We start from the raw sequence: 20,112 nt of genomic DNA on the forward strand, positions 1-20,112 counted from the left end.
CGTCGGCTTGAAGCGACAGTTATGGCCCAACCCAAGCGCTGCTACGCGGCGCGACCACGACAGCAGGAACGAACTCGCAGGACCAAACCAGCTGGCCGAGTGGAACAGCACCGCCCGAGACGCAGCTGAACTCGACGAACCCAGCGACGAACTCAGGCCGCTCTCAAAGCCGAACTGCAACCCGGCTCGCTGCAAGCCTGAAAGAAGCACGATGTTTCCGAGGTTGACCACGCTATGCCTTGGGCCTTTCACGGCTATAACGCCTTGTTTCAGCCGCGTGGCCGCCGAAGGCGGACACGTCGGCTGGAAACGCTAGTTGGGTGTGCTGCCCGATGGAACTCACGAAAGCCCCCGCTTTGTGATGATGACGAGCGATGCCGGATGAAGTCAGCTTCACCGAAGCCAGGGTCGGCGGCAAGCGCGATAGACGTTCAAAACGAGAACTGAATCGCGCCGAGAAATCCAGAGGCTTGTTGGTTTGAGTCACGCTGCCATGGGCAGCGCGTCTCGCTGCTGATAGTACGCCGCCTCTTTCTCTGCAGGCGGGATGTTGCCGATGGGCTCCAGCAATCGGCGGTGATTAAACCAATCGACCCACTGGAGTGTGGCCCATTCGACCTCTTCATGGCTGCGCCACGACGTGCGGCGGTGGATCACTTCCGCCTTGAACAGTCCGTTGATCGTCTCGGCCAGCGCGTTGTCGTAGCTGTCGCCGACGCTGCCGACCGAGGGTTCCAGGCCAGCTTCGGCCAAGCGCTCGGTATATCGAATCGATACATATTGCGAGCCCCGGTCGCTGTGATGGATCAGCCAATCCGCCCCGAAGGGCTTCCGGGCGTACAGCGCCTGCTCCAGCGCGTCGAGCACGAAGTCGGTCCGTGCCGAGGTCGATGCCTTCCAGCCGACGATCCGGCGCGCGTAGACGTCGATGACGAAGGCGACATAGACGAAGCCCTGCCAGGTCGAAACGAAGGTGAAATCGCTGACCCACAGGGCATTGGGCCGGTTCGCCCGGAACTGGCGCTGGACCCGATCGAGCGGACACGGGATATTCCGATCCGAAATCGTTGTGCGCACGCCCTTACCGCGAATGACGCCGCGCAGGCCCAGCCGCCGCATCAGGCGCTGCACCGTACAGCGAGGCACATCGATGTGCTCCCGCCGCAGCTGCCGCCAGACCTTGCGCACGCCATACACCTGGAAATTCTCGTCCCAGACACGCCGGATCTCGACCATCAACTGCTCGTCGCGTCGCGACCGGGCCGACTGCAGCTCCGGATAGCGCCGCTGCGCCTCTCGCGCGTAGTACGTCGACGGAGCGATCGGCAGCACCTTGCAGATCGGCTCGACTCCGTAGACTTTGCGGTGATCGTCGATGAATGCCTTCATCGTTTCGACGGGCGGTCGAGCTCCGCCTGGGCAAAATATGCGCTGGCCTTGCGCAGAATCTCGTTGGCCTGCCGCAGCTCGCGGTTCTCGCGCTCCAACTGTTTGATGCGATCCTGCTCGGCCGTCGTCAGCCCGACGCGCAGCCCGTGATCCCGCTCATGCTGGCGAACCCACAGCCTCAGCGTCTCCGGCGTACATCCGAACTTCCCGGCTATCGAACCGATCGCCGCCCACTGCGAATCGTGCTCGTCCTGATGTTCTAGCACCATCCTCACTGCACGCTCCCGGACTTCTGGTGAATACTTCGCTGACTTTCTCATCGCTCAATCCTCTCAAGGGAAGGAGCCTCCGGGAAAGTCGGCGCGGTTCACACCGCTCCGCCAGCGCCGAGCGCCCGAAGGCTGTGCGTGAGGGCCGGACGGGACGTGGTCAGCCCGCTCGACAGAGCGGGATGAGGCGGAGCACCGCTCCGCCAATGCCGAGCGCCCGAAGGCGGATTCGGCATTGCCCGGGTCTCGCGCTGTGCCGCGGCGCCAAGCGAACCCGCGCGGCGCTACCTGCTCGCGTTGGCTTCCAGCACCGTCAGCGCCGTCATGTTGACGATGCGGCGGACCGTCGTGGACGGCGTGAGGATGTGCACCGGCATGGCGGCACCGAGCAGGATCGGGCCGATGGCGACGTTGTTGCCGGCGCCGGTCTTCAGCAGGTTGTAGGCGATGTTGGCGGCGTCGAGGTTCGGCATCACCAGCAGGTTGGCGTCGCCGTGCAGCGTGGTCGAGGGCAGGATGGCCTTGCGCATGTCTTCGTCGAGCGCGCAGTCGCCGTGCATCTCGCCGTCCACTTCGAGCTCCGGCGCACGCTCGCGCAGCAGTTCGAGGACCTCGCGCATCTTTTGCGCGGACGGCGCGTCGGAGCTGCCGAAGTTGGAGTGCGAGACCAGCGCGGTTTTCGGCGTGATGCCGAAGCGGCGGATGACGTCGGCGGCCATCATGGTGATCTCGGCGAGCTGCTCGGCACTCGGGTCGAGATTGACGTGGGTGTCGACGAGGAAGATCTGGCGGTCCGGCAGGATCAGCGCGTTCATCGCGCCATAGGTGCAGACGCCGGTGCGGCGGCCGATGACCTGGTCGATGTAATGCAGATGGCGGCCGGTGTTGGAGATGGTGCCGCAGATCATGCCGGCGCCTTCGCCCTTCTTCAGCAGCATGGCGGCGATCAGCGTCGTGCGGCGGCGCATTTCGAGCTTGGCGTATTGCTCGGTGATGCCGCGGCGCTGCATCAGCTCGTGGTAGGCCTGCCAGTATTCGCGATAACGCGGGTCGTGCTCCGGATTCACCACGTCGTACTGCTCGCCGGCCTTCAGGCGCAGGCCGAACCGCTTGATGCGTGTCTCGATGACCGATGGGCGGCCGACGAGAATCGGCCGCGCGAGCTTTTCGTCGACGGCGATCTGCACCGCGCGCAGCACGCGCTCCTCTTCGCCCTCGGCGTAGATAATGCGGCTCTTCTCCGGCGCGAGCTTGCGCGCGGCGGCGAAGATCGGCTTCATCAGGGTGCCGCTGTGGTAGACGAACTGCTGCAGCTTCTGCCGGTACGCGTCGAAGTCCTCGATCGGTCGTGCGGCGACGCCGGCGTCCATCGCCGCCTTGGCCACGGCCGGCGCGATCTGCACGATCAGGCGCGGATCGAAGGGCTTCGGGATGATGTACTCCGGTCCGAACGACAGGTCCTCGATGCCGTAGGCCTGGGCGACGACGTCGCTCTGCTCCTGGCGCGCCAGCTCGGCGATCGCCTGCACGACGGCGATCTCCATGCTGCGCGTGATCGTCGTCGCACCGACGTCGAGCGCGCCGCGGAAGATGAAGGGGAAGCAGAGGACGTTGTTGACCTGGTTCGGGTAGTCGGTGCGGCCAGTGGCGATGATCGCGTCGTTGCGCACGGCCTTGACCTCTTCCGGCTTGATCTCCGGCGTCGGGTTGGCGAGCGCGAGGATCAGCGGCTTGGCCGCCATCTGCGCGACCATCTCCGGCTTGAGCACGCCGCCGGCCGAAAGACCCAGGAAGATATCGGCGCCGCCGATCACCTCGGCCAGCGTGCGCGCGGCAGTCGGCTGCGCATACTGCGCCTTGTCCGGGTCCATCAGCTCGGTGCGGCCCTCGTAGACCACGCCGGCGAGGTCGGTGAGCCAGATGTTTTTCTTCGGCAGGCCGAGGTCGACCAGCAGTTCGACGCAGGCCAGTGCCGCGGCGCCGGCGCCGGAGACGACCAGCTTCACCTCGTCGATCTTCTTGCCGACGACCTTGAGGCCGTTGGTCACGGCGGCGCCGACGATGATCGCGGTGCCGTGCTGATCGTCATGGAAGACCGGAATCTTCATGCGCTTGCGCAGCTCGCGCTCGATGTAGAAGCACTCCGGCGCCTTGATGTCTTCGAGATTGATGCCGCCGAAGGTCGGTTCCAGCGCGGCGATGATCTCGATCAGCTTGTCCGGATCACGCTGGTCGACCTCGATGTCGAACACGTCGATGCCGGCGAACTTCTTGAACAGCACCGCCTTGCCTTCCATCACCGGCTTGGCGGCCAGCGGGCCGATGGCGCCGAGGCCGAGCACCGCCGTGCCGTTGCTGATCACGGCGACGAGGTTGCCGCGCGCGGTGTAGCGGAAGGCATTGACCGGATCGGCGACGATCTCCTCGCAGGCGGCGGCGACGCCGGGCGAGTAGGCCAGCGCCAGATCGCTCTGGTTGGTCATCTGCTTGGTCGGCGTGACGGCGAGCTTTCCGGGCACCGGAAACTCGTGGTAGTCGAGGGCGGCTTGGCGTAGGGCTTTGAGGTCGCGCATGTGTTCCGGTGGTCGCTGCGGTAACGTGTGATGACGCCACCGCGACGGGCCTGTGTCGAGGAAGGGCGGATTATAGGGAGGAAGCCGAGCTATGGGAGAACGCGAGACGATCGATAATCGCGCGGTTATCGCGCCGTCCGTGGCGCAGCCGGCAACGGTCGCCGGACGCATCCGCTCGATCTTCAGCGGCTCGGCCGGCAATCTCGTCGAGTGGTACGACTGGTACGTCTACTCGGCCTTTTCGCTGTATTTCGCCAAGGCCTTCTTTCCGGCCGGCAACCAGACCGCGCAGCTGCTCAACACGGCGGCGATCTTCGCCGTCGGCTTCCTGATGCGGCCGCTCGGCGGCTGGCTGATGGGCTGGTACGCGGACCGGCGCGGCCGCAAGGCGGCGCTGCTGCTGTCGGTGACAATGATGTGCGCCGGCTCGCTGGCCATCGCGCTGACGCCGACTTATGCGCGGATCGGCATCGCCGCGCCGCTCCTGCTGCTCGTCGCGCGGCTCGTGCAGGGCCTCTCGCTCGGCGGCGAGTACGGCACCTCGGCGACCTATCTCTCGGAGATGGCGACACGCGAACACCGCGGCTTCTATTCGAGCTTCCAGTACGTGACCCTGATCGCCGGCCAGCTGGTCGCGATCGGCGTGCTGCTGCTCCTGCAGTTCGTGCTGCTGACGCCGCAGCAGCTCGAAGCCTGGGGCTGGCGCATTCCGTTCGCGGTCGGCGCCGGGCTGGCGGTCACCGCGCTGGTCCTGCGCCGCCACATGGCCGAGACCGAATCGTTCGCCAAGCGCGCCGTCGTGCGCGAGCGCAGCCTGACGCGCGAGCTGCTGCGCTATCCGAGGGAGATCGCCACTGTCGTCGGCCTGACCATGGGCGGCACGCTGGCCTTCTACACCTACACCACGTACATGCAGAAATATCTGGTCAACAGCGCCGGCATGAGCAAGACCGATTCGACCCTGGTCTCGGCGGCGACGCTGTTCTGCTACATGCTGCTGCAGCCGCTGATCGGCGCCTTGTCCGACCGCATCGGCCGCCGTCCGGTGCTGATCGCCTTCGGCGTGCTCGGCACGCTGTTCACGGTGCCGATCCTCTCCGCGCTCCGGCAGGTCGGCGGCGTCGGCGACGCGTTCTGGCTGATCATGGCGGCGCTGCTGATCGTCAGCGGCTACACCTCGATCAACGCGGTGGTGAAGGCCGAACTGTTTCCGTCCGAAATCCGCGCGCTCGGCGTCGGCCTGCCGTATGCGCTCACCGTCGCGATCTTCGGCGGCACCGCCGAGTACATCGCGCTGTGGTTCAAGGAATATGCGCACTACGAAGCCGGCTTCTACTGGTACGTCACCGCCTGCATCGCGATCTCGCTCGTGGTCTACATCGGCATGCGCGATACCCGGCATCACTCGCGCATCACCGAGCACTGAGCGGCGAGCGGCTCGCCGAGGTCGCCGACGGCGTGTCGAGCTCGCGGCGCAGCTGCTCGACGTCGGGTGCCTTCTCCCAGCGCGACACGACGATGGTTGCGACGCCGTTGCCGATGATGTTGGTAATCGCGCGCGCCTCGCTCATGAAGCGGTCGACGCCGAGGATTGGCGCGAGGCCGGTGACCGGCACGGTCGGCACCACGCTGAGCGTCGCCGCCAGCGTGATGAAGCCGGCGCCGGTGACGCCGGACGCGCCCTTCGAGGTCAGCATCGCCACGGCGGGCAGGGTCAGCTCCTGCGTCAGCGTCAGATCCACGTTCAGCGCCTGGGCGACGAAGACCGCCGCCATCGTCAGATCGATGTTGGTGCCGTCGAGATTGAACGAGTAGCCGCTCGGCACGACCAGGCCGACCACGGTCTTCGGGCCGCCGAGCTTTTCGAGCTTCTGCATCGGCGGCATCAGCGCCGATTCCGACGACGAGGTGCCGAGCACTTGGCCTGGAACCGGCACTACATGTGCGGCGATCTTCGAGGAGTTCCGCCGCCTCGACACCGGCCGCAATGCCGCCGAGCGCGGCGCCGGCCTGGGCCTGGCGATCGATCGCTCTCCTCGCGTATGCGTTGTGGTTGTCGATGACGAACGCGCCGGCCTGCCGCGCGCCGTCCGTTGCGGCGCGCGTGCGTCTCCCCGGCGCTCCTCCATCGGCTTTTTGCGCTGCGGGAGATCGATACCTCATTTGTAGCGCAGCGCCGGCCGTGCTCCTATAACACCTTGGAGTTAACGCCTTGGAGTTAGGACTCCGTCGGCGAACTGGCAGCGCGCGCATCGCGGCGCGCGAGCCAGCCGCCGATGGCGATCACCAGCCCGGCGCCGAGCAGCGACGAAGGCCAGTGCAGCCAGTGCGCAAGTTCGCCGAACCGGCGCAGCACGGCGCGGTCCTCGATCCACATCTCGCCGGCGATCCAGCCGAGCAGGGCGGCGCCGAGCGTGATGACGATCGGCAGGCGGTCCATCAGGCGCAGCACGAGCTTGCTGCCCCAGACGATGATCGGCACGCTGATCAGGATGCCGGCGGCGACCAGGGCGATCTGTCCGTCGGCGGCGCCGGCGACGGCGACGACGTTGTCCAGACTCATCACCGCGTCGGCGATGATGATCGTGCGGATCGCGCCGAGCAGATGCGTGCTTGCCGGGATGTCGGCGTGCGCGTCGCGCTGCGGCCGCAGCAGCTTGATGCCGATCCACAGCAGCAGCAGGCTGCCGACGATGCGCAGCCAGGGCAGCGCCAGCAGTTCGAGCGCGAAGAAGACCAGCGTCACGCGCAGCGCGATGGCGCCGAATACGCCCCAGAAGATGCCCTGATTGCGCAGCTCGCGCGGCAGGCGCCGGCAGGCGAGCGCGATCACCACGGCATTGTCGCCGCCGAGCAGGATGTCGATGGCGATGATCTGCAGGACGGTGAACAGCAGGTCCGTGTCGAAGACGAGGTCGGGCATGAAGGCTTGGCGCCGCGGCGCCCGCCGGCGTGAATGTGCGGACCATTGTACGTGTGCGGTGCGCCGCCTCGCGGGCGGCCCCGCACGGCCGCGCGACGCTTCGCGCGCCGACTAGCCGAACAGGCGTGCCGCGCAGACGCCGAGACCGCGCGCCACGCTCGCGAACTTGTCGCCGCCGACCAGCGCGCTGCCCGGGAAGGCCGCGCCGAGCGCGTCGCGCAGGCCGCGCAGGCCGGTCGAGCCGCCGGTGAAGTAGACCGCATCGATCGCCGCCGCGCCGACGCCGGCCGCCGCCACGGTCCGTCGCGCCGCGTCGACGATGCGCGCCACGGCCGTCGCGATCGCGCGCTGCAGGTCGGCGGCACTGACCTCGGCGCGCAGCCCCGCTTCGATGAAGGCGAGATCGAGCGGCGCGCTGCCGCCATCGGCGACCGCGACTTTGGCGTCTTCGACCGCGGCGGCGATGCGATGGCCCTCGCGTTCGCGCAGCACGCGCATCAGGCGCTCGTGCAGCGCGCTGTCGGCGAAGAACGGGCGCAGGGTCTGCGCTTCCGACAGCGCGCGCGGCGTGTACAGGAAATTGATGCGGTGCCAGGTCGCCAGTTCGAAATAGACGTGCGAGGGCACCGGCTTGCCGCTTTCACCGGCGTGGCCGAGGCCGAGCAGGGGCATCGCCGCCGCCAGGCTCAGCTGCTGGTCGAAGTCGGTGCCGGCGATGTGCAGGCCGCCGCTGGCGAGCACGTCGGCGCTGCGGTCGTCGTGCCGCGCGCGCTGCGGGCCGAGGCGGATCAGCGAGAAATCCGAGGTGCCGCCGCCGATGTCGGCCACCAGCACCAGGGCTTCGCGATCGAGCTGGCGCTCGTAGTCCATCGCCGCGGCGATAGGTTCGTACTGGAAATGCACATCGGCGAAGCCCGCGTCGCGGGCGATCGCCGCCAGCGTGGTCTCGGCGAGGCGGTCGCGCTCGTCGCTGTCGTCGACGAAGCGCACCGGCCGGCCGAGCACGAGATGTTCGACGGCGCGCGGATTCTGGGCCTGCGCGGCGCGCCAGAGGTGGCGCAGGAAGGCGGCGATGATGTCGCGGTACGCGACCGCCTTGCCGTTGATCAGCGTGGTGTCGTCGAGCAGCTCGCTGCCGAGCAGGCTTTTCAGCGAGCGCATCAGGCGGCCGGCGTAGCCGGCCGCATATTCGCCGATCGCCTGGCGGCCGAACACGGTGCTCTGCTCGTCGGCGTTGTAGAACACCGCGGTCGGCAGCGTGTCACGGCCCTGTTCGAGCGCGATCAGCGCGGCGTGCGCGCCGCAGCCGACGCAGACGGCCGAGTTCGAGGTGCCGAAGTCGATGGCGGTGTAGGCGCGCATGGCGGCGAAAGAGGCGAAAAAAGGGCCGCGGAGTCTAGCGATTCACGGCGGCAAGGCAAGTGGCCGGCGGCGGCCGCGGCGCGCGCTGGCATAATGGCGCATGTCGATTCGCATGCCCCTCGTCCTGCTCGCCCTGCTGCTGGTCGCGCCGCACCTCGCGGCGGCGGCCGAACCGCCGGCGCCGGCGGCTTCCGCTCCGCCTCCCGCCGAGGCGCCGGAGGCCGTGTTTCCGCGACTGATGACCGTGCAGGAAGCGGCACAGACGCCCGAGCAGAAGGCCGAGGAGGCGCGTCACGCGCAATCGCTCGCGCTCGGCGAGCGCCTGCTGCAGACGGCGCAGTCGCTGCGCAACATGGGCGTGCTGACCCTCTCGGCGCTGCTCGGGCTGATCGGCTCCGGCCTCGTCGGCGCGCTGATCGCGCTGGTCGTCAGCCGCCTGCGCGAACGCCGCGGCGGCGGCAGCGGTTACGGCTCAGGCTGACGGCGCGCGCCGCCGCGCCGGCGCGGACTCAGCTCAGCGAGACCCCGAACAGCATGCCGGCGCCGTAGGTCACGGCCGCCGCCGCGCAGCCGATCAGCACCTGGCGCAGGGCCGAGTACAGCGGCGTGCGGCCGCTGAACAGCGAGGTGACGAAGCCGATCGCGGCGAGCGCGGCGGCGCTCAGCGCGATGCTGATGGCGATCGCCGGCGCGCCGCGGCTCCAGACGAAGGGCAGCACCGGGCAGATGGCGCCGGCCGCGAACAGCGCGAACGACGTGATCGCGGCGCGCCAGGGATTGCCGCCGCGCTCGGCGGGATCGATGCCGAGTTCCTCGCGCGCCAGCGTGTCGAGCGCGACGTCCTTGTCGCGCATGATCTCGGCGGCGATGCGCTGCGCGTCGGCGCGGTCGATGCCCTTGGCCTGGAAGATCAGCGCCAGTTCCTTCTGCTCGGCGGCCGGTGTCTGCTCGATCTCCTCGCGTTCACGCGCGATCTGTGTTTCCGCGAGTTCGCGCGCATTGGTCACCGACAGCCATTCGCCGAGCGCCATCGAGCAGGCACCGGCGGCGAGCCCGGCGAGCCCGGTCAGGAGAATCTCGCGGCCGCCGGTGCCGGCGCCGGCGACGCCCATCACCAGGCAGAAGTTCGAGACCAGGCCGTCGTTGGCGCCGAGCACGGCGGCGCGCAGATCATTGCCCGAGCCGCCGCGATGCCAGGGCTCGGCCCGCGCGATCTCGCCGCCCGACACGCCGCGACCGCGACTGCCGGCGGCGGCCTGCACCACGGCGGCATGGCCGCGCTCCTCGCTCGACAGCGCGGCGGCATCGGCCTGACCGGCGTACTTGTCGCGATCGGCGAACTCGGCGGCCGCCACCGACGGCAGCACGAAGCGCGGCCCGAAACGCCGCGCGAGCCGCATCAGCAGGCGCGTGCGCAGGCTCGGCACGTAGGCGGGATCGGCGATGCCGCGCGCCGCCAGTCGGGCGCGCCAGACTTCGGCGTGCCCGGCCTCGGCCTGCGACAGCTGCATGAAGAGATCCTTGCGCACCGGATCGCGCTCGGCGGCGGCCAGCGCGGCATACAGGCTCGCGCCGTCGCGCTCGTCCTGGAAGTTGCGCCGGTAGCGTTCGATGTCGTTGTCGCTCAAGCAAGACTCCGCGGGCTGCACAAATCCGGCGGCGAACGCGCCGCGGGCGCGGTGCATAATGGCGCATGTCGATGCCTTGCGCTGCTTGCGTCCGCCGGCCCGCCGCCATCGCGCGCGGCGCCGCGGCCGCGCGTCGCTGAGCCAGACCGCATGTCGCTGGCGCTCGCGCCGATGGAAGGGCTGGCCGACGACCTCATGCGCGACGTGCTGACGCGCGTCGGCGGCATCGACTGGTGCGTCAGCGAATTCATCCGCGTCAGCGATGGCCTGTTGCCGGTCTCGGTCTTCCGCCGCCTGGCGCCGGAACTCGACCACGGCGCGCGCACCCGCGCCGGCACGCCGATGCGTGTGCAGCTGCTCGGCTCCGATCCGGCCCTGCTTGCCGAGAACGCGCAGCGCGCCGTCGAGCTCGGCGCGCCGGTCATCGATCTCAACTTCGGCTGCCCGGCGAAAACCGTCAACCGCTCGCGCGGCGGCGCCGTGCTGCTGAGCGAGCCGGAGCTGCTGCATCGCATCGTCGCCGCCGTGCGCGCCGCGCTGCCGCGCGAGGTGCCGGTGACGGCGAAGATGCGGCTCGGCGTCGACGCGCCGGACGGCGCGCTCGACTGTGCGCGCGCGCTCGTCGACGGCGGCGCGGCGATGCTGGTCGTGCATGCGCGCACCAAGACCGAAGGCTACCGGCCGCCGGCGCACTGGGAATGGATCGCGCGGGTGCGCGAGGCGGTTGCCGTGCCGGTCTGCGCCAACGGCGAGATCTGGAGCGTCGATGACTGGCGGCGCTGCCGCGCGATCAGCGGGGCCGGCGACTTCATGCTCGGCCGCGGCCTGGTCGCGCGGCCCGATCTGGCGCGGCAGATCGCCGATGCGCGGGCCGGGCGCGAACCCCGCCAGATGCGCTGGGACGAGCTGCTGCCGCTGCTCCAGGACTTCTGGCGCGAGACGCGGCGCCGCCTGCCGCCGAAATTCGCGCCGGGCCGCCTGAAGCAGTGGCTGGTCTGGCTCGCGCGCCACGACAGCGAAGCCGCGCGGCTGTTCGATGCCGTGCGTCGCGAGCACGACTGCCTGCGCCTCGACGCGGCGCTCGGTCTCAGTCCCGATCCGGCCCAGCTGTGGCGCCCGCAGCTGGCCGATAGGGGTGGGCGTCTGCCCATGCCCGCTTCGCCGCTTTGCGCAGCTGCTTGAGGCGGTACTCCGCCGCCGAGGCGGCGCTGCGATCGACGTGCTCCTCGACGGCGAGGATGCGCAGCGGCTTGCGCGCCCGCGTGTACTTCGCGCCCTTGCCGTTCTGATGCTGGCGCAGGCGCGCCTGCGGATCGGGACTGATGCCGGCATACCAGCTGCCGTCCGCGCATTCGAGCAGGTAGACGAACCAGGGCGCGGCGGTGGAGCGGGGCATGGCGGGAGGATGGCACAGCCGAGGGGCCGGCTGCCTTTCGTCCGGCACCGCCGATCTTCCTACAGCGCAAACCGCCATCGGGCGGTTGTGGCGCGCCGCGCAGGCGCGAAGGCTCGCACTCAGGCCTGGACGGCCTCGCGGGTCCCACCTGGGTTTCAAGGAGAGAATTCATGAATATCAAAAATGTCCTCGTGCGTTGCGGCGCGCCGGCGCTGGCGCTGGCACTCGCGGCCGGCAGTGCGCCCGGCCATGCCGGTCCGGTCGAGACCACCACCGGCACCGTGTTGCGATTGCTGGCCGATGTTTCGGGCCTCGTCACCAGTCCGGTCGGCGATCTGCTGGTCGGTGTCACCCAGAACGCCGGCAATCTGCTCGCGCACACCACCGTGCGCATCCAGGGCCGCTACCTGCTGCTGGCGCGCGGCACCGCGGCTTTCGACATGACGTTCACGCACGACGGACAGCAGCGCCGCGTCCTGATCGTGCGGCCGCAGACCGCCGTCGCGGGCGCGCCGATGCTGCTGATGCTGCACGGCAACGGCGGCACGGCCGAGAACCAGGCGAATCTCGCCGAGGCTCCTGATCTGGTCGCCGCCCAGGGCCTGTGGGTCGTGCTGCCGGAAGCGCTCAACGGCACCTGGAACGACGATCCGGCCAATTCCATCGGCATCGACGACACCGGCTTTCTCGCCGACGTGGTGCAGATCCTGACCGTGAATTTCGCGGCCGACGCCTCGCGCATCTACGTCAGCGGCCTGTCGAACGGCGCCTTCATGGCCGAGCGCTTCGCCTGCGAGCGCTCCGATCTGCTCGCCGCTGCCGCGCTCATCTCGGGAACGATCAGCGGCGGATTGATGAACGCCTGCTCGCCGGCCACACCGCGGCCGATCATGTTCATGGACGGCAGCGCCGACCCGATCGTCCCCTACGACGGCAGCCGCCTCGGCGTGCGCTCGGCGCCGGACACGTTCGCCTTCTGGCTCTCGCGGCTCAACTGCAGCGCGGCGCAGACTATGACGACCGCGCTGCCGGACACCACCGTCGACGGCACGACGGTCGCTCTCGCGCGCAACACCGGCTGCGGCAGCGGTGGCGAGGTGCGGCTGTACACGGTCAATGGCGGCGGTCACGCCTGGCCGGGCGGCTGGCAGTACCTGCCGGTGCCGATCATCGGCAGGACCAGCACCGACATCGACGCGACCGACGAGATCTGGAGCTTCGTCAGCGCCTACCGGCGCTGAGCGCGCCGCCAAAGAGAAGGGGCCGCAGCGCGGCCCCTTCGTTTTGCTGCGGCTACGCAACGAACCCGCTTACCAGCCCCAGGCCTTGAGCTTCATCTTGATCATCAGCCCGATGAAGTGCCACGCCGTCTTGATCTTCTCCCAGGTCGTCGGCCGGTAGCGGGCGCGATCGCGAATGTAGTGCTGCAGCTCGATGATTTCCTCATCGCTCAGCTCGGCGAACTTCGGCATGCCGCGCGACATCAGCGCGCCGTCGCGCACCACGGCGGTGAACGCGGCGGTCGACAGCGGAATCTGCGATGCGCGCAGGTCCGGCGCGTAGCCACCGGCGACCGCGGAGACGCCGTGGCAGATCACGCATCTGTTGTAGACCAGCTTGCCCTTCTCGGCGAGCGCCGGATCGAGCTGGAACGAAGGACCATCGATCGGCGTGACCTGCGACGGTGGTGGCGTCGGCGGCAGCCTGGCGTCGCCGCCGATCGCGAAGGTCAGCAGGCGGCGCGGATGATCGCGGCCGACCCAGCCATGCTGCGCCGACAGCGAGCCGAGCAGCATCTGCCCGCCGGCCCAGCCGGCCGGCACGGTGATGTACTGCCTGCCGTCGACTTCGTAGCTGATCGGCGCACCCATCGAGCCGACGCCCATGTCGAAGCGCCAGACGATCTTGCCGGTCTGCGCATCGTGCGCGACGAACTTGCCGTCGGACTGGCCCTGGAACACCAGGCCGCCGGCTGTCGCCAGCACGCCGCCGTTGTTGGCGCCGGGCACCGGCTCCTCCCAGGCCTTCTTCTGCGTGACCGGATTCCAGGCCAGCAGCGAGGCCGAGCCGGCGTTCTTCGGCACATCGTCGAAGAAGCCGCGCAGGCCCATGACGTCGTCCGGCGTCATCGTCCAGGTCTTCGGATCGCGGCCCTTGTCGTTGTAGTAGCCGGCCATTTCGTGCGCCGGGATGTAGACCAGGCCGGTGTCCGGGCTGTAGCTCATCGGCGGCCAGTTGTGCAGGCCGGCCGAGCCGGGGAAGGTCAGCGCTTCGCCGTCTTCGTAGCGCACGCCCGGATTCTCGACCGGGCGGCCGGTCTTCAGGTCTACGTACTTGGCCCAGGTGACCTTGCCGAGCTTCTCGGCCGAGATCAGCTTGCCGGTTGCGCGATCGATCACGTAGAAGAAGCCGTTCTTCGGCGCATGCAGGATGACGTCGCGCGGCGCGCCGGCCGCTCCTGCGCATCCTGCGCCTGCGGCACTCGCACATCCCTGTGCGTCGTCGATCTTGATCGTCGCCAGCGTGATGTCCATCGTCGAGTTGAAATCCCAGCTCTCGCCCGGCGTGGTCTGGTAATGCCAGACGTATTCGCCGGTGTCGGCGTCGAGCGCGACGACCGAGCACAGGAACAGGTTGTCGCCGCCGCCCGGCGAGCGCAGCTTGGCATTCCACGGGCTGCCGTTGCCGGTACCGATGTAGACGCGGTTGTACTTCGGGTCATACGTCATCGCGTTCCACGCGGTGCCGCCGCCGCCGTACTTCCACCACTCGCCGGTCCAGGTCTTCGCGGCCATTTCCATGGCCTTGTTCTCGAAGCCGTCGGCCGGATTGCCGGGCACCATCCACCAGCGCCAGATCGGCTGGCCGGTCTCGGCGTCGTAGGTGGTGACATAGGCACGCACGTGGCCGAAGTCGGCGCCGCCGTGGCCGATGATGACGCGCGCGCGGCCATCACTGCCCCGCCAGACGCGCGGCGCGCCGGTGATGTAGCGGTTGTCGTCCGGCTCGGTGGTCTGCGTTTCCCAGACGAGAGTGCCGGTCTTCGCATCGAGTGCGAACAGGCGGCCGTCCTGCACGCCGGCGTAGATCTTGCCGTTCCAGTACGTCAGGCCGCGGATGCCCCAGGCCATGCGCATCTTCTTCTCGCCGACCTTGGGATCGTACTTCCACAAGAGCTGGCCGCTGCGCACGTCGACGGCGTGGATCACCGAGTAGCCGGCGGCGACATAGACCACGCCGTCGACTTCGACCGGCATCGTCGCCATGTTCCAGACGTCGTCGAAGTCCAGCGCCCAGACGAGGCCGAGCTGACCGACGTTCTGCGTCGTGATCTGCTTCAACGGGCTGAAATGCGTTTCGCTGAAGGTGCGGCCGTTGGCGGCCCAGTTGGTGCCGTCGGCATCGTTTGACAGCGCCGCGTTGTCGATCGTCGACGCGGCGTGCGCCGCGCCGCCCATCAGCGACATCGCCATCCATGCCGTCGCGCCGCCGCGCACAAACCGGCGCCAGGGCGCGCCTCTGCCGACTGCCTTCATCGAGCTCCTCCCGAGGATGACCGCTTGCGCGAACGGCGTCGCGGTCTTGTGAGCACGACTCTAGCGTGCGGGCCGTCGCAGGCGGTCACCCGTATGGACGACGCAGCGGGCGCGCAGGGCGGCCGCCGATCTGCGAAGCTCGCATCTCCTTCATCGCGGGTGCGCCATGCAGATCGACGACTTCCGGCCCGGTGTCTATCGCCACTACAAGGGCGACTACTATCTCGCGCTCGGCCTGGCGCGCGCCGACGAGACCGACGAGATCGTCGTCGTCTACACGCGCCTCTATCCGCGCGAAGGCCTGCCGATGAACACGCGCAAGCTGGCGATCTGGAACGAGGTCGTGACGCCGGCGCCGGGCGCGGCGCCGCAGCCGCGCTTCAGCTACGTGGGGCACGCCACGCCGTCGCCCTGACGCGCCGCGCCGCGGGCATGGCGCGGATGTCTACGGCGCCGCGGCGTCGAGCCGTTCGCGCAGCGTGATCAGCTCGTCCTTGAGCTTGAGCAGGGTCGGCGTCGACAGGCCGCAGGCCTCGAAAATGCCGAGCGGCACCGCCTTCGCCTGCTCGCGCAGGGCGCGACCGGCGGCGGTGAGGGTGATGCGCACCTGGCGCTCGTCCTCGCGGTGGCGCGTGCGCGTGACCAAGCCGGCGGTTTCCAGGCGCTTCAGCAGCGGCGTCAGCGTGCCGGAATCCAGATGCAGGAGGCGGCCGATCTCCTTGACCGGCACGTCGTCCTGCTCCCACAGCGCGAGCATCGCCAGGTATTGCGGGTAGGTGAGGCCGAGCCGCTCGAGCAGCGGCTTGTAGACGGCGTTGAAAGCCAGCGCCGTCGAATAGACCGCGAAGCAGAGCTGATTGGAGAGCTTCAGCGCGGTATCGGACGCGGCATCTCTGGATTTCGGCATGGGCGGCTCCGGGTTCCGGCGCACCGCGGTCGGCGGCTGCACGCAAATCAATTGTACGCAAATAAAATCGGCCTAAAGAATCGGCTCGTCATTCCCAATAATTATTTTGTGAACAATTTAATTGCGAATAAATTAGCGCCATCCGCCGCGGCCGCCGAGCGCGCCGCCCGGACCCCTCACCACGGATCGCAAGCAGGAGCCCCCGCATGTCCACGCAAGTCCTCTACCGCACCAGCGCCACCGCCACCGGCGGCCGCGACGGCCGCAGCGTCGTCGAAGGCGGCGCCCTCGACGTCAAGCTCGCCACGCCCAAGGAACTCGGCGGCGCCGGCGGCCCCGGCAACAATCCGGAGCAGCTTTTCGCCGCCGGCTATTCGGCCTGCTTCCTCGGCGCGATGAAGTTCGTCGCCTCACAGGGCAGCCCGAAAGTGCCGGCCGACACGACGGTCAAGGCGACGGTCGGCATCGGCCCGCGTTCGGAAGGCGGCTTCGGTCTCGACATCGAGCTCGCCATCGCGTTGCCGGGCCTTGCCCGCACCGATGCCGAAGCGCTGGTCGCCAAGGCGCACCAGGTCTGCCCGTACTCGAACGCGACGCGCGGCAACATCGATGTGCGTCTGACGGTGGTCTGAACGCGGCTCATTGAAAGAAGCCCGGCGCCTGCGCCGGGCTTTTTGTTAGAAGCGACGTTCTTTACTCAGGCGTTCCCCGCGAAAGCGAGAATCCAGGGGCGCGAACGCGCCGTGCTGCTCTTCTTGATGCCCTTCTTTTTCGTCTATCGGTGACCTACTTCTCTTTGCTCGTGCACCAACAGTAGGCGCCTGTAGGCGAAGAGAAGTAGGCAAGAGAAAGCACACCCTGAGGGCCGCATCCCGCTGCCGCGGGGAAACCTGCGCTGCTCACGCGCTCGGCGTCGTCGCCGACAGGCCATCCCTGGCCCGACGGCGACTTGTCGCGCCGTCCTGGCGCGCCATCCGGCCCCGCCCACGGGGCGGGGTGTTCGCCGGGGGCGGATGTCCACCGGACATCCGCAATTCCCCGGCTCACCCCCTGCGCGCGCTGCGCTGCTCGGTGCGGCCCTGAGGGGCCCGAAAGGCAAAAGCGAAAAGCGAAGCCACGGGCACGGCATTGCGCGTCGCTAAAGGAGCATCCTGCTCGCGCATGCGGGCAGAGGATTGGGGTGATGGGTGCTTTTGCCCCGCTTCTTCGCTCAGCGCACCGGCGTCGACGTCCGCCAGTACGCCGCATCGCCAAACCGCTGCTTCAGAAACTCGACGAACAAGCGCGTGCGCAGGGGCAGATGCCGGCGTTCGAGAAACAGCGCATAGATGCCGTTCGGCGGTGCGGCGTAGTCGTGCAGCACTTCGACGAGGCGGCCGGCGGCGAGGTCGTCGCCGACTTCCCACATCGAGCGCCAGGCGAGGCCGCGGCCGGCGAGGGCCCATTCGTGGAGCACGGCGCCGTCGTTGCAGTCGAAGCGGCCGTGCGGCTTGATGCTGCGCAGCTCGCCGGCGACGACGAAGCTCCAGCCGCGCGCCTGGCCGCCGGTGTCGCCGAGGCTCAGGCAGTCGTGCTGGCTGATCTCGTCCGGATGCTTCGGCGTGCCGCGGCGCTTGAGGTACGCGGGGCTGGCGACGACCACGCGGCGATTGTCGGCGAGGTGCACGCGCACGAGGCGCGAGTCGGTGAGTTCGCCGACGCGGATCGCGCAGTCGATGTTCTCGTTGGCGAGATCGCTGATGCGGTCGGACAGGTCGAGCGAGACATCGACATCGGGATGCTGTTCGAGAAACGCCGCAACCGCCGGTGCGACATGACGACGGCCGAAGCCGGCCGGCGCCGTGATGCGCAGCTGGCCGCTGGCGCTCATGCTGCCGCGGCTGACGTTGGCCTCGGCGGCGGCGAGATCCTCGACGATGCGCTGGCAGTCTTCGAGGAAGGCCGTGCCTTCGGCGCTCAGCGTCAGGCTGCGCGTGGTGCGCGTCATCAGCCGTACGCCGAGCCGCGCTTCGAGCGCGTCGATGCGGCGGCCGACCATCGCCGGCGTCAGGTCGAGAGCGCGCGCGGCGGCGGACAGGCTGCCGCGCTGCGCCACCTGGATGAAAGTCTCGATTTCGCGGAGCGGATTCACTCAGTCGATATTAAAAGTAAAAACTGGTTTGCAGTGTAGTCGATTCATCCGTCATGGAGCGCGGCCTATCATGCGCGACTGCGGAGAAACCCCAGACGTTTCCCCGGACCTTCATTGAAAACCCACCGGAGCCCCCCATGACGCTCAAGCTGCCCGCCGGCATGCAGATCAACGCCCCGATCGAAGCGCGCTTCGACGAAATCCTCACGCCGGAGGCGCTGGAATTCGTCGCCAAGCTGCACCGCGCCTTCGAGCCGCGCCGCCAGGAGCTGCTCCAGGCCCGCGTCGAGCGCCAGGCGCGCATCGACGCCGGCGAGCTGCCGGACTTCCTGCCGGAGACCAAGCATATCCGCGAGGGCGACTGGAAGGTCGCGCCGCTGCCGAAGGCGCTGGAGAACCGCCGCGTCGAAATCACCGGGCCGGTCGAGCGCAAGATGATCATCAACGCGTTCAACTCGGGGGCCGACTCGTACATGACGGACTTCGAGGACTCGAACAGCCCGAACTGGTTCAACCAGATCCAGGGCCAGGTGAACCTGTACGACGCGATCCGCCGCCGGATCAGCTTCACCAACGAGAAGGGCAAGGAATACAAGCTCAATGACAGGATCGCGACGCTGCAGATCCGTCCGCGCGGCTGGCATCTCGACGAGAAGCACGTGCTCGTTGATGGCGCGCGCGTGTCCGGCGGCATCTTCGATTTCGCCCTGGTGTTCTTTCACAACGCCAAGGAACAGATCGCGCGCGGCGCCGGTCCGTTCTACTACCTGCCGAAGATGGAAAGCCATCTCGAAGCACGCCTGTGGAACGATATCTTCGTGATGGCGCAGGAGCACATCGGTCTGCCGAAGGGCACGATCAAGGCGACGGTGCTGGTCGAGACCATTCTCGCCACCTTCGAGATGGAAGAAATCCTGTACGAACTGCGCGACCACAGCGCCGGCCTCAACGCCGGCCGCTGGGACTACATCTTTTCCTGCATCAAGAAGTTCAAGCGCAACCGCGATTTCTGCCTGGCGCAGCGCAGCGTCATCACCATGGAAGTGCCGTTCATGCGCGCCTACGCGCTGGCGCTGGTCAAGGCCTGCCACAAGCGTGGTGCGCCGGCGATGGGCGGCATGAGCGCGCTGATCCCGATCAAGAACGATCCGGTGGCCAACGACAAGGCGATGGCCGGCATCCGCCACGACAAAGCCCGTGACGCAAAAGACGGCTTCGACGGCGGCTGGGTCGCGCATCCGGGTCTCGTCGGCCTGGCGCAGGAAGAGTTCCAGAAGGTGCTCGGCGATCGTCCGAACCAGTGGGACAAGCAGCGCGACGACAGCTTCGGCCCGAAGGACTGGCTGAACTTCCAGCCGGAGCAGCCGATCACCGAGGCCGGCGTGCGCAACAACATCAACGTCGGCATCCACTACCTCGGCGCCTGGCTCGCCGGCAACGGCTGCGTGCCGATCCACAACCTGATGGAAGACGCCGCCACCGCCGAGATCAGCCGCTCGCAGATCTGGCAGTGGGTGGTCAGCCCGAAGGGCAAGCTCGACGACGGCCGCAAGGTCGACGCGGCGATGGTGCGCGCGATCATTCCGCAGGAGCTGGCCAAGGTGAAGGCCACCGTCACCGCCGCCGGCGAAGACACCGCAACCTACGATCAGGCCGCGAAGATCTTCGAGGAGATGTCACTGTCCGACAACTTCCCCGAGTTCCTCACGCTGCCGCTGTACGAGGCGATGGCGTAAGCCGGGCTGCCGAGCGGCGGGCGCCCGCCGCGGCAGCGCAGCGAAAGCCAAAAGGCCGCGCAGCGATGCGCGGCCTTTTTCGTCGTCGATGCGCGCCGGAGCCGGCCGGCGCTTCCCGTGAAGCGAGGGTCGTGCCGCCAGTCCGCTCAGGCCTTCACGGGCCTGCCGTCGAGCCTGCGGCTCAGGCGCAGGGCGACCAGCGTCGCGACGCAACCCGACAGCAGGTAAAGGCCGACGTAGCCGACGCCGAGATGCGCGGCGA

The 20,112-nt window shown here is 68.4% G+C and carries 17 protein-coding genes, 1 pseudogene and 1 other annotated feature; of the genes and pseudogenes, 7 read left to right on the forward strand and 11 right to left on the reverse strand.

The window, feature by feature from the left end; translation table 11 throughout:
- The 3 genes from K344_RS24450 to K344_RS0111595 form a co-directional block, all read right to left on the reverse strand.
- A partial coding sequence (locus K344_RS24450; RefSeq protein ID WP_211234530.1) for a hypothetical protein occupies positions 1-231 on the reverse strand: 231 nt, incomplete at its 3' end.
- Between the two features lie 252 nt (positions 232-483).
- Positions 484-1,709 (reverse strand): IS3 family transposase gene (locus K344_RS0111585; protein ID WP_157622884.1). Its coding sequence is split into 2 segments (ribosomal slippage): positions 484-1,424 and positions 1,424-1,709, totalling 1,227 coding nucleotides; the frame shifts between segments, so codons are not numbered across the junction.
- Positions 1,315-1,431, reverse strand: a sequence feature (AL1L pseudoknot). Its footprint overlaps the gene before it by 117 nt.
- Before the next feature lie 233 nt (positions 1,710-1,942).
- A complete protein-coding gene (locus K344_RS0111595) occupies positions 1,943-4,231 on the reverse strand; it encodes an NADP-dependent malic enzyme (protein WP_028080808.1) in 2,289 nt (762 codons plus the stop codon).
- 91 nt (positions 4,232-4,322) lie between these two features.
- Here K344_RS0111595 and K344_RS0111600 point away from each other — a divergent pair, with 91 nt between their 5' ends.
- On the forward strand, positions 4,323-5,657 hold the full coding sequence (locus K344_RS0111600; RefSeq protein ID WP_211234531.1) for an MFS transporter: 1,335 nt from the start codon (positions 4,323-4,325) through the stop codon (positions 5,655-5,657).
- On the opposite strand, the pseudogene K344_RS21400 reads toward K344_RS0111600, so the two are convergent.
- The 3 genes and pseudogenes from K344_RS21400 to K344_RS0111615 form a co-directional block, all read right to left on the reverse strand.
- Positions 5,644-6,150, reverse strand: a pseudogene (locus tag K344_RS21400) (cation:dicarboxylate symporter family transporter); the annotation flags it as partial. The gene K344_RS0111600 and the pseudogene K344_RS21400 sit on opposite strands and share 14 nt — an antisense overlap.
- Before the next feature lie 299 nt (positions 6,151-6,449).
- Entirely contained in the window at positions 6,450-7,154 is a 705-nt protein-coding gene (locus tag K344_RS0111610; protein ID WP_028080810.1) for a TerC family protein, read from the reverse strand.
- Positions 7,155-7,265: 111 nt separating this feature from the next.
- Positions 7,266-8,516, reverse strand: coding sequence for an Hsp70 family protein (locus tag K344_RS0111615; RefSeq protein WP_028080811.1), 1,251 nt, complete (start codon positions 8,514-8,516; stop codon positions 7,266-7,268).
- Positions 8,517-8,628: 112 nt separating this feature from the next.
- Here K344_RS0111615 and K344_RS0111620 point away from each other — a divergent pair, with 112 nt between their 5' ends.
- A complete protein-coding gene (locus tag K344_RS0111620; RefSeq protein ID WP_028080812.1) occupies positions 8,629-8,997 on the forward strand; it encodes a hypothetical protein in 369 nt (122 codons plus the stop codon).
- A gap of 28 nt (positions 8,998-9,025) precedes the next feature.
- Here the strand turns inward: K344_RS0111620 and K344_RS0111625 are convergent, their stop codons facing one another.
- Positions 9,026-10,144: a VIT1/CCC1 transporter family protein gene (locus K344_RS0111625; RefSeq protein WP_028080813.1), complete on the reverse strand. Its 1,119-nt coding sequence runs from the start codon at positions 10,142-10,144 to the stop codon at positions 9,026-9,028.
- Positions 10,145-10,294: 150 nt separating this feature from the next.
- Between K344_RS0111625 and K344_RS0111630 the strand changes: the two genes are divergently transcribed.
- Complete coding sequence (locus tag K344_RS0111630; protein WP_028080814.1) at positions 10,295-11,326, forward strand: tRNA dihydrouridine synthase; 1,032 nt, start codon at positions 10,295-10,297, stop codon at positions 11,324-11,326.
- Here the strand turns inward: K344_RS0111630 and K344_RS0111635 are convergent.
- Complete coding sequence (locus K344_RS0111635; RefSeq protein WP_028080815.1) at positions 11,232-11,540, reverse strand: GIY-YIG nuclease family protein; 309 nt, start codon at positions 11,538-11,540, stop codon at positions 11,232-11,234. The two genes, K344_RS0111630 and K344_RS0111635, sit on opposite strands and share 95 nt — an antisense overlap.
- 170 nt (positions 11,541-11,710) lie before the next feature.
- Here K344_RS0111635 and K344_RS0111640 point away from each other — a divergent pair, with 170 nt between their 5' ends.
- Positions 11,711-12,781, forward strand: coding sequence for a CE1 family esterase (locus K344_RS0111640; RefSeq protein WP_084197342.1), 1,071 nt, complete (start codon positions 11,711-11,713; stop codon positions 12,779-12,781).
- A gap of 69 nt (positions 12,782-12,850) precedes the next feature.
- On the opposite strand, the gene K344_RS0111645 is transcribed toward K344_RS0111640, so the two are convergent.
- Positions 12,851-15,013, reverse strand: a complete 2,163-nt coding sequence (locus K344_RS0111645) for a PQQ-dependent dehydrogenase, methanol/ethanol family (protein ID WP_157622885.1) — start codon at positions 15,011-15,013, stop codon at positions 12,851-12,853.
- Positions 15,014-15,242: 229 nt separating this feature from the next.
- Between K344_RS0111645 and K344_RS0111650 the strand changes: the two genes are divergently transcribed.
- Positions 15,243-15,491 (forward strand): DUF1653 domain-containing protein, encoded by a 249-nt coding sequence (locus K344_RS0111650; RefSeq protein WP_028080818.1) that lies wholly within the window; start codon positions 15,243-15,245, stop codon positions 15,489-15,491.
- A 30-nt stretch (positions 15,492-15,521) separates the two neighbouring features.
- Here the strand turns inward: K344_RS0111650 and K344_RS0111655 are convergent, their stop codons facing one another.
- The gene (locus K344_RS0111655; RefSeq protein ID WP_028080819.1) at positions 15,522-15,983 is read right to left on the reverse strand and encodes a MarR family winged helix-turn-helix transcriptional regulator; all 462 of its coding nucleotides are present in this window, start codon (positions 15,981-15,983) and stop codon (positions 15,522-15,524) included.
- Between the two features lie 206 nt (positions 15,984-16,189).
- Here K344_RS0111655 and K344_RS0111660 point away from each other — a divergent pair, with 206 nt between their 5' ends.
- Entirely contained in the window at positions 16,190-16,615 is a 426-nt protein-coding gene (locus K344_RS0111660; RefSeq protein WP_028080820.1) for an organic hydroperoxide resistance protein, read from the forward strand.
- A gap of 578 nt (positions 16,616-17,193) precedes the next feature.
- Here K344_RS0111660 and K344_RS0111670 read toward each other — a convergent pair.
- Positions 17,194-18,114 carry a LysR family transcriptional regulator gene (locus K344_RS0111670; RefSeq protein ID WP_028080821.1) on the reverse strand — a complete coding sequence of 307 codons (921 nt, stop codon included), beginning with the start codon at positions 18,112-18,114 and terminating at the stop codon, positions 17,194-17,196.
- A gap of 137 nt (positions 18,115-18,251) precedes the next feature.
- On the opposite strand from K344_RS0111670, the gene aceB reads away from it, so the two are divergent.
- Positions 18,252-19,850: a malate synthase A gene (aceB, locus tag K344_RS0111675; protein WP_028080822.1), complete on the forward strand. Its 1,599-nt coding sequence runs from the start codon at positions 18,252-18,254 to the stop codon at positions 19,848-19,850.
- Positions 19,851-20,112: the final 262 nt, after the last annotated feature.

This window comes from Solimonas soli DSM 21787 (assembly GCF_000474945.1).
GTDB classification, from domain to species: domain Bacteria; phylum Pseudomonadota; class Gammaproteobacteria; order Nevskiales; family Nevskiaceae; genus Solimonas; species Solimonas soli.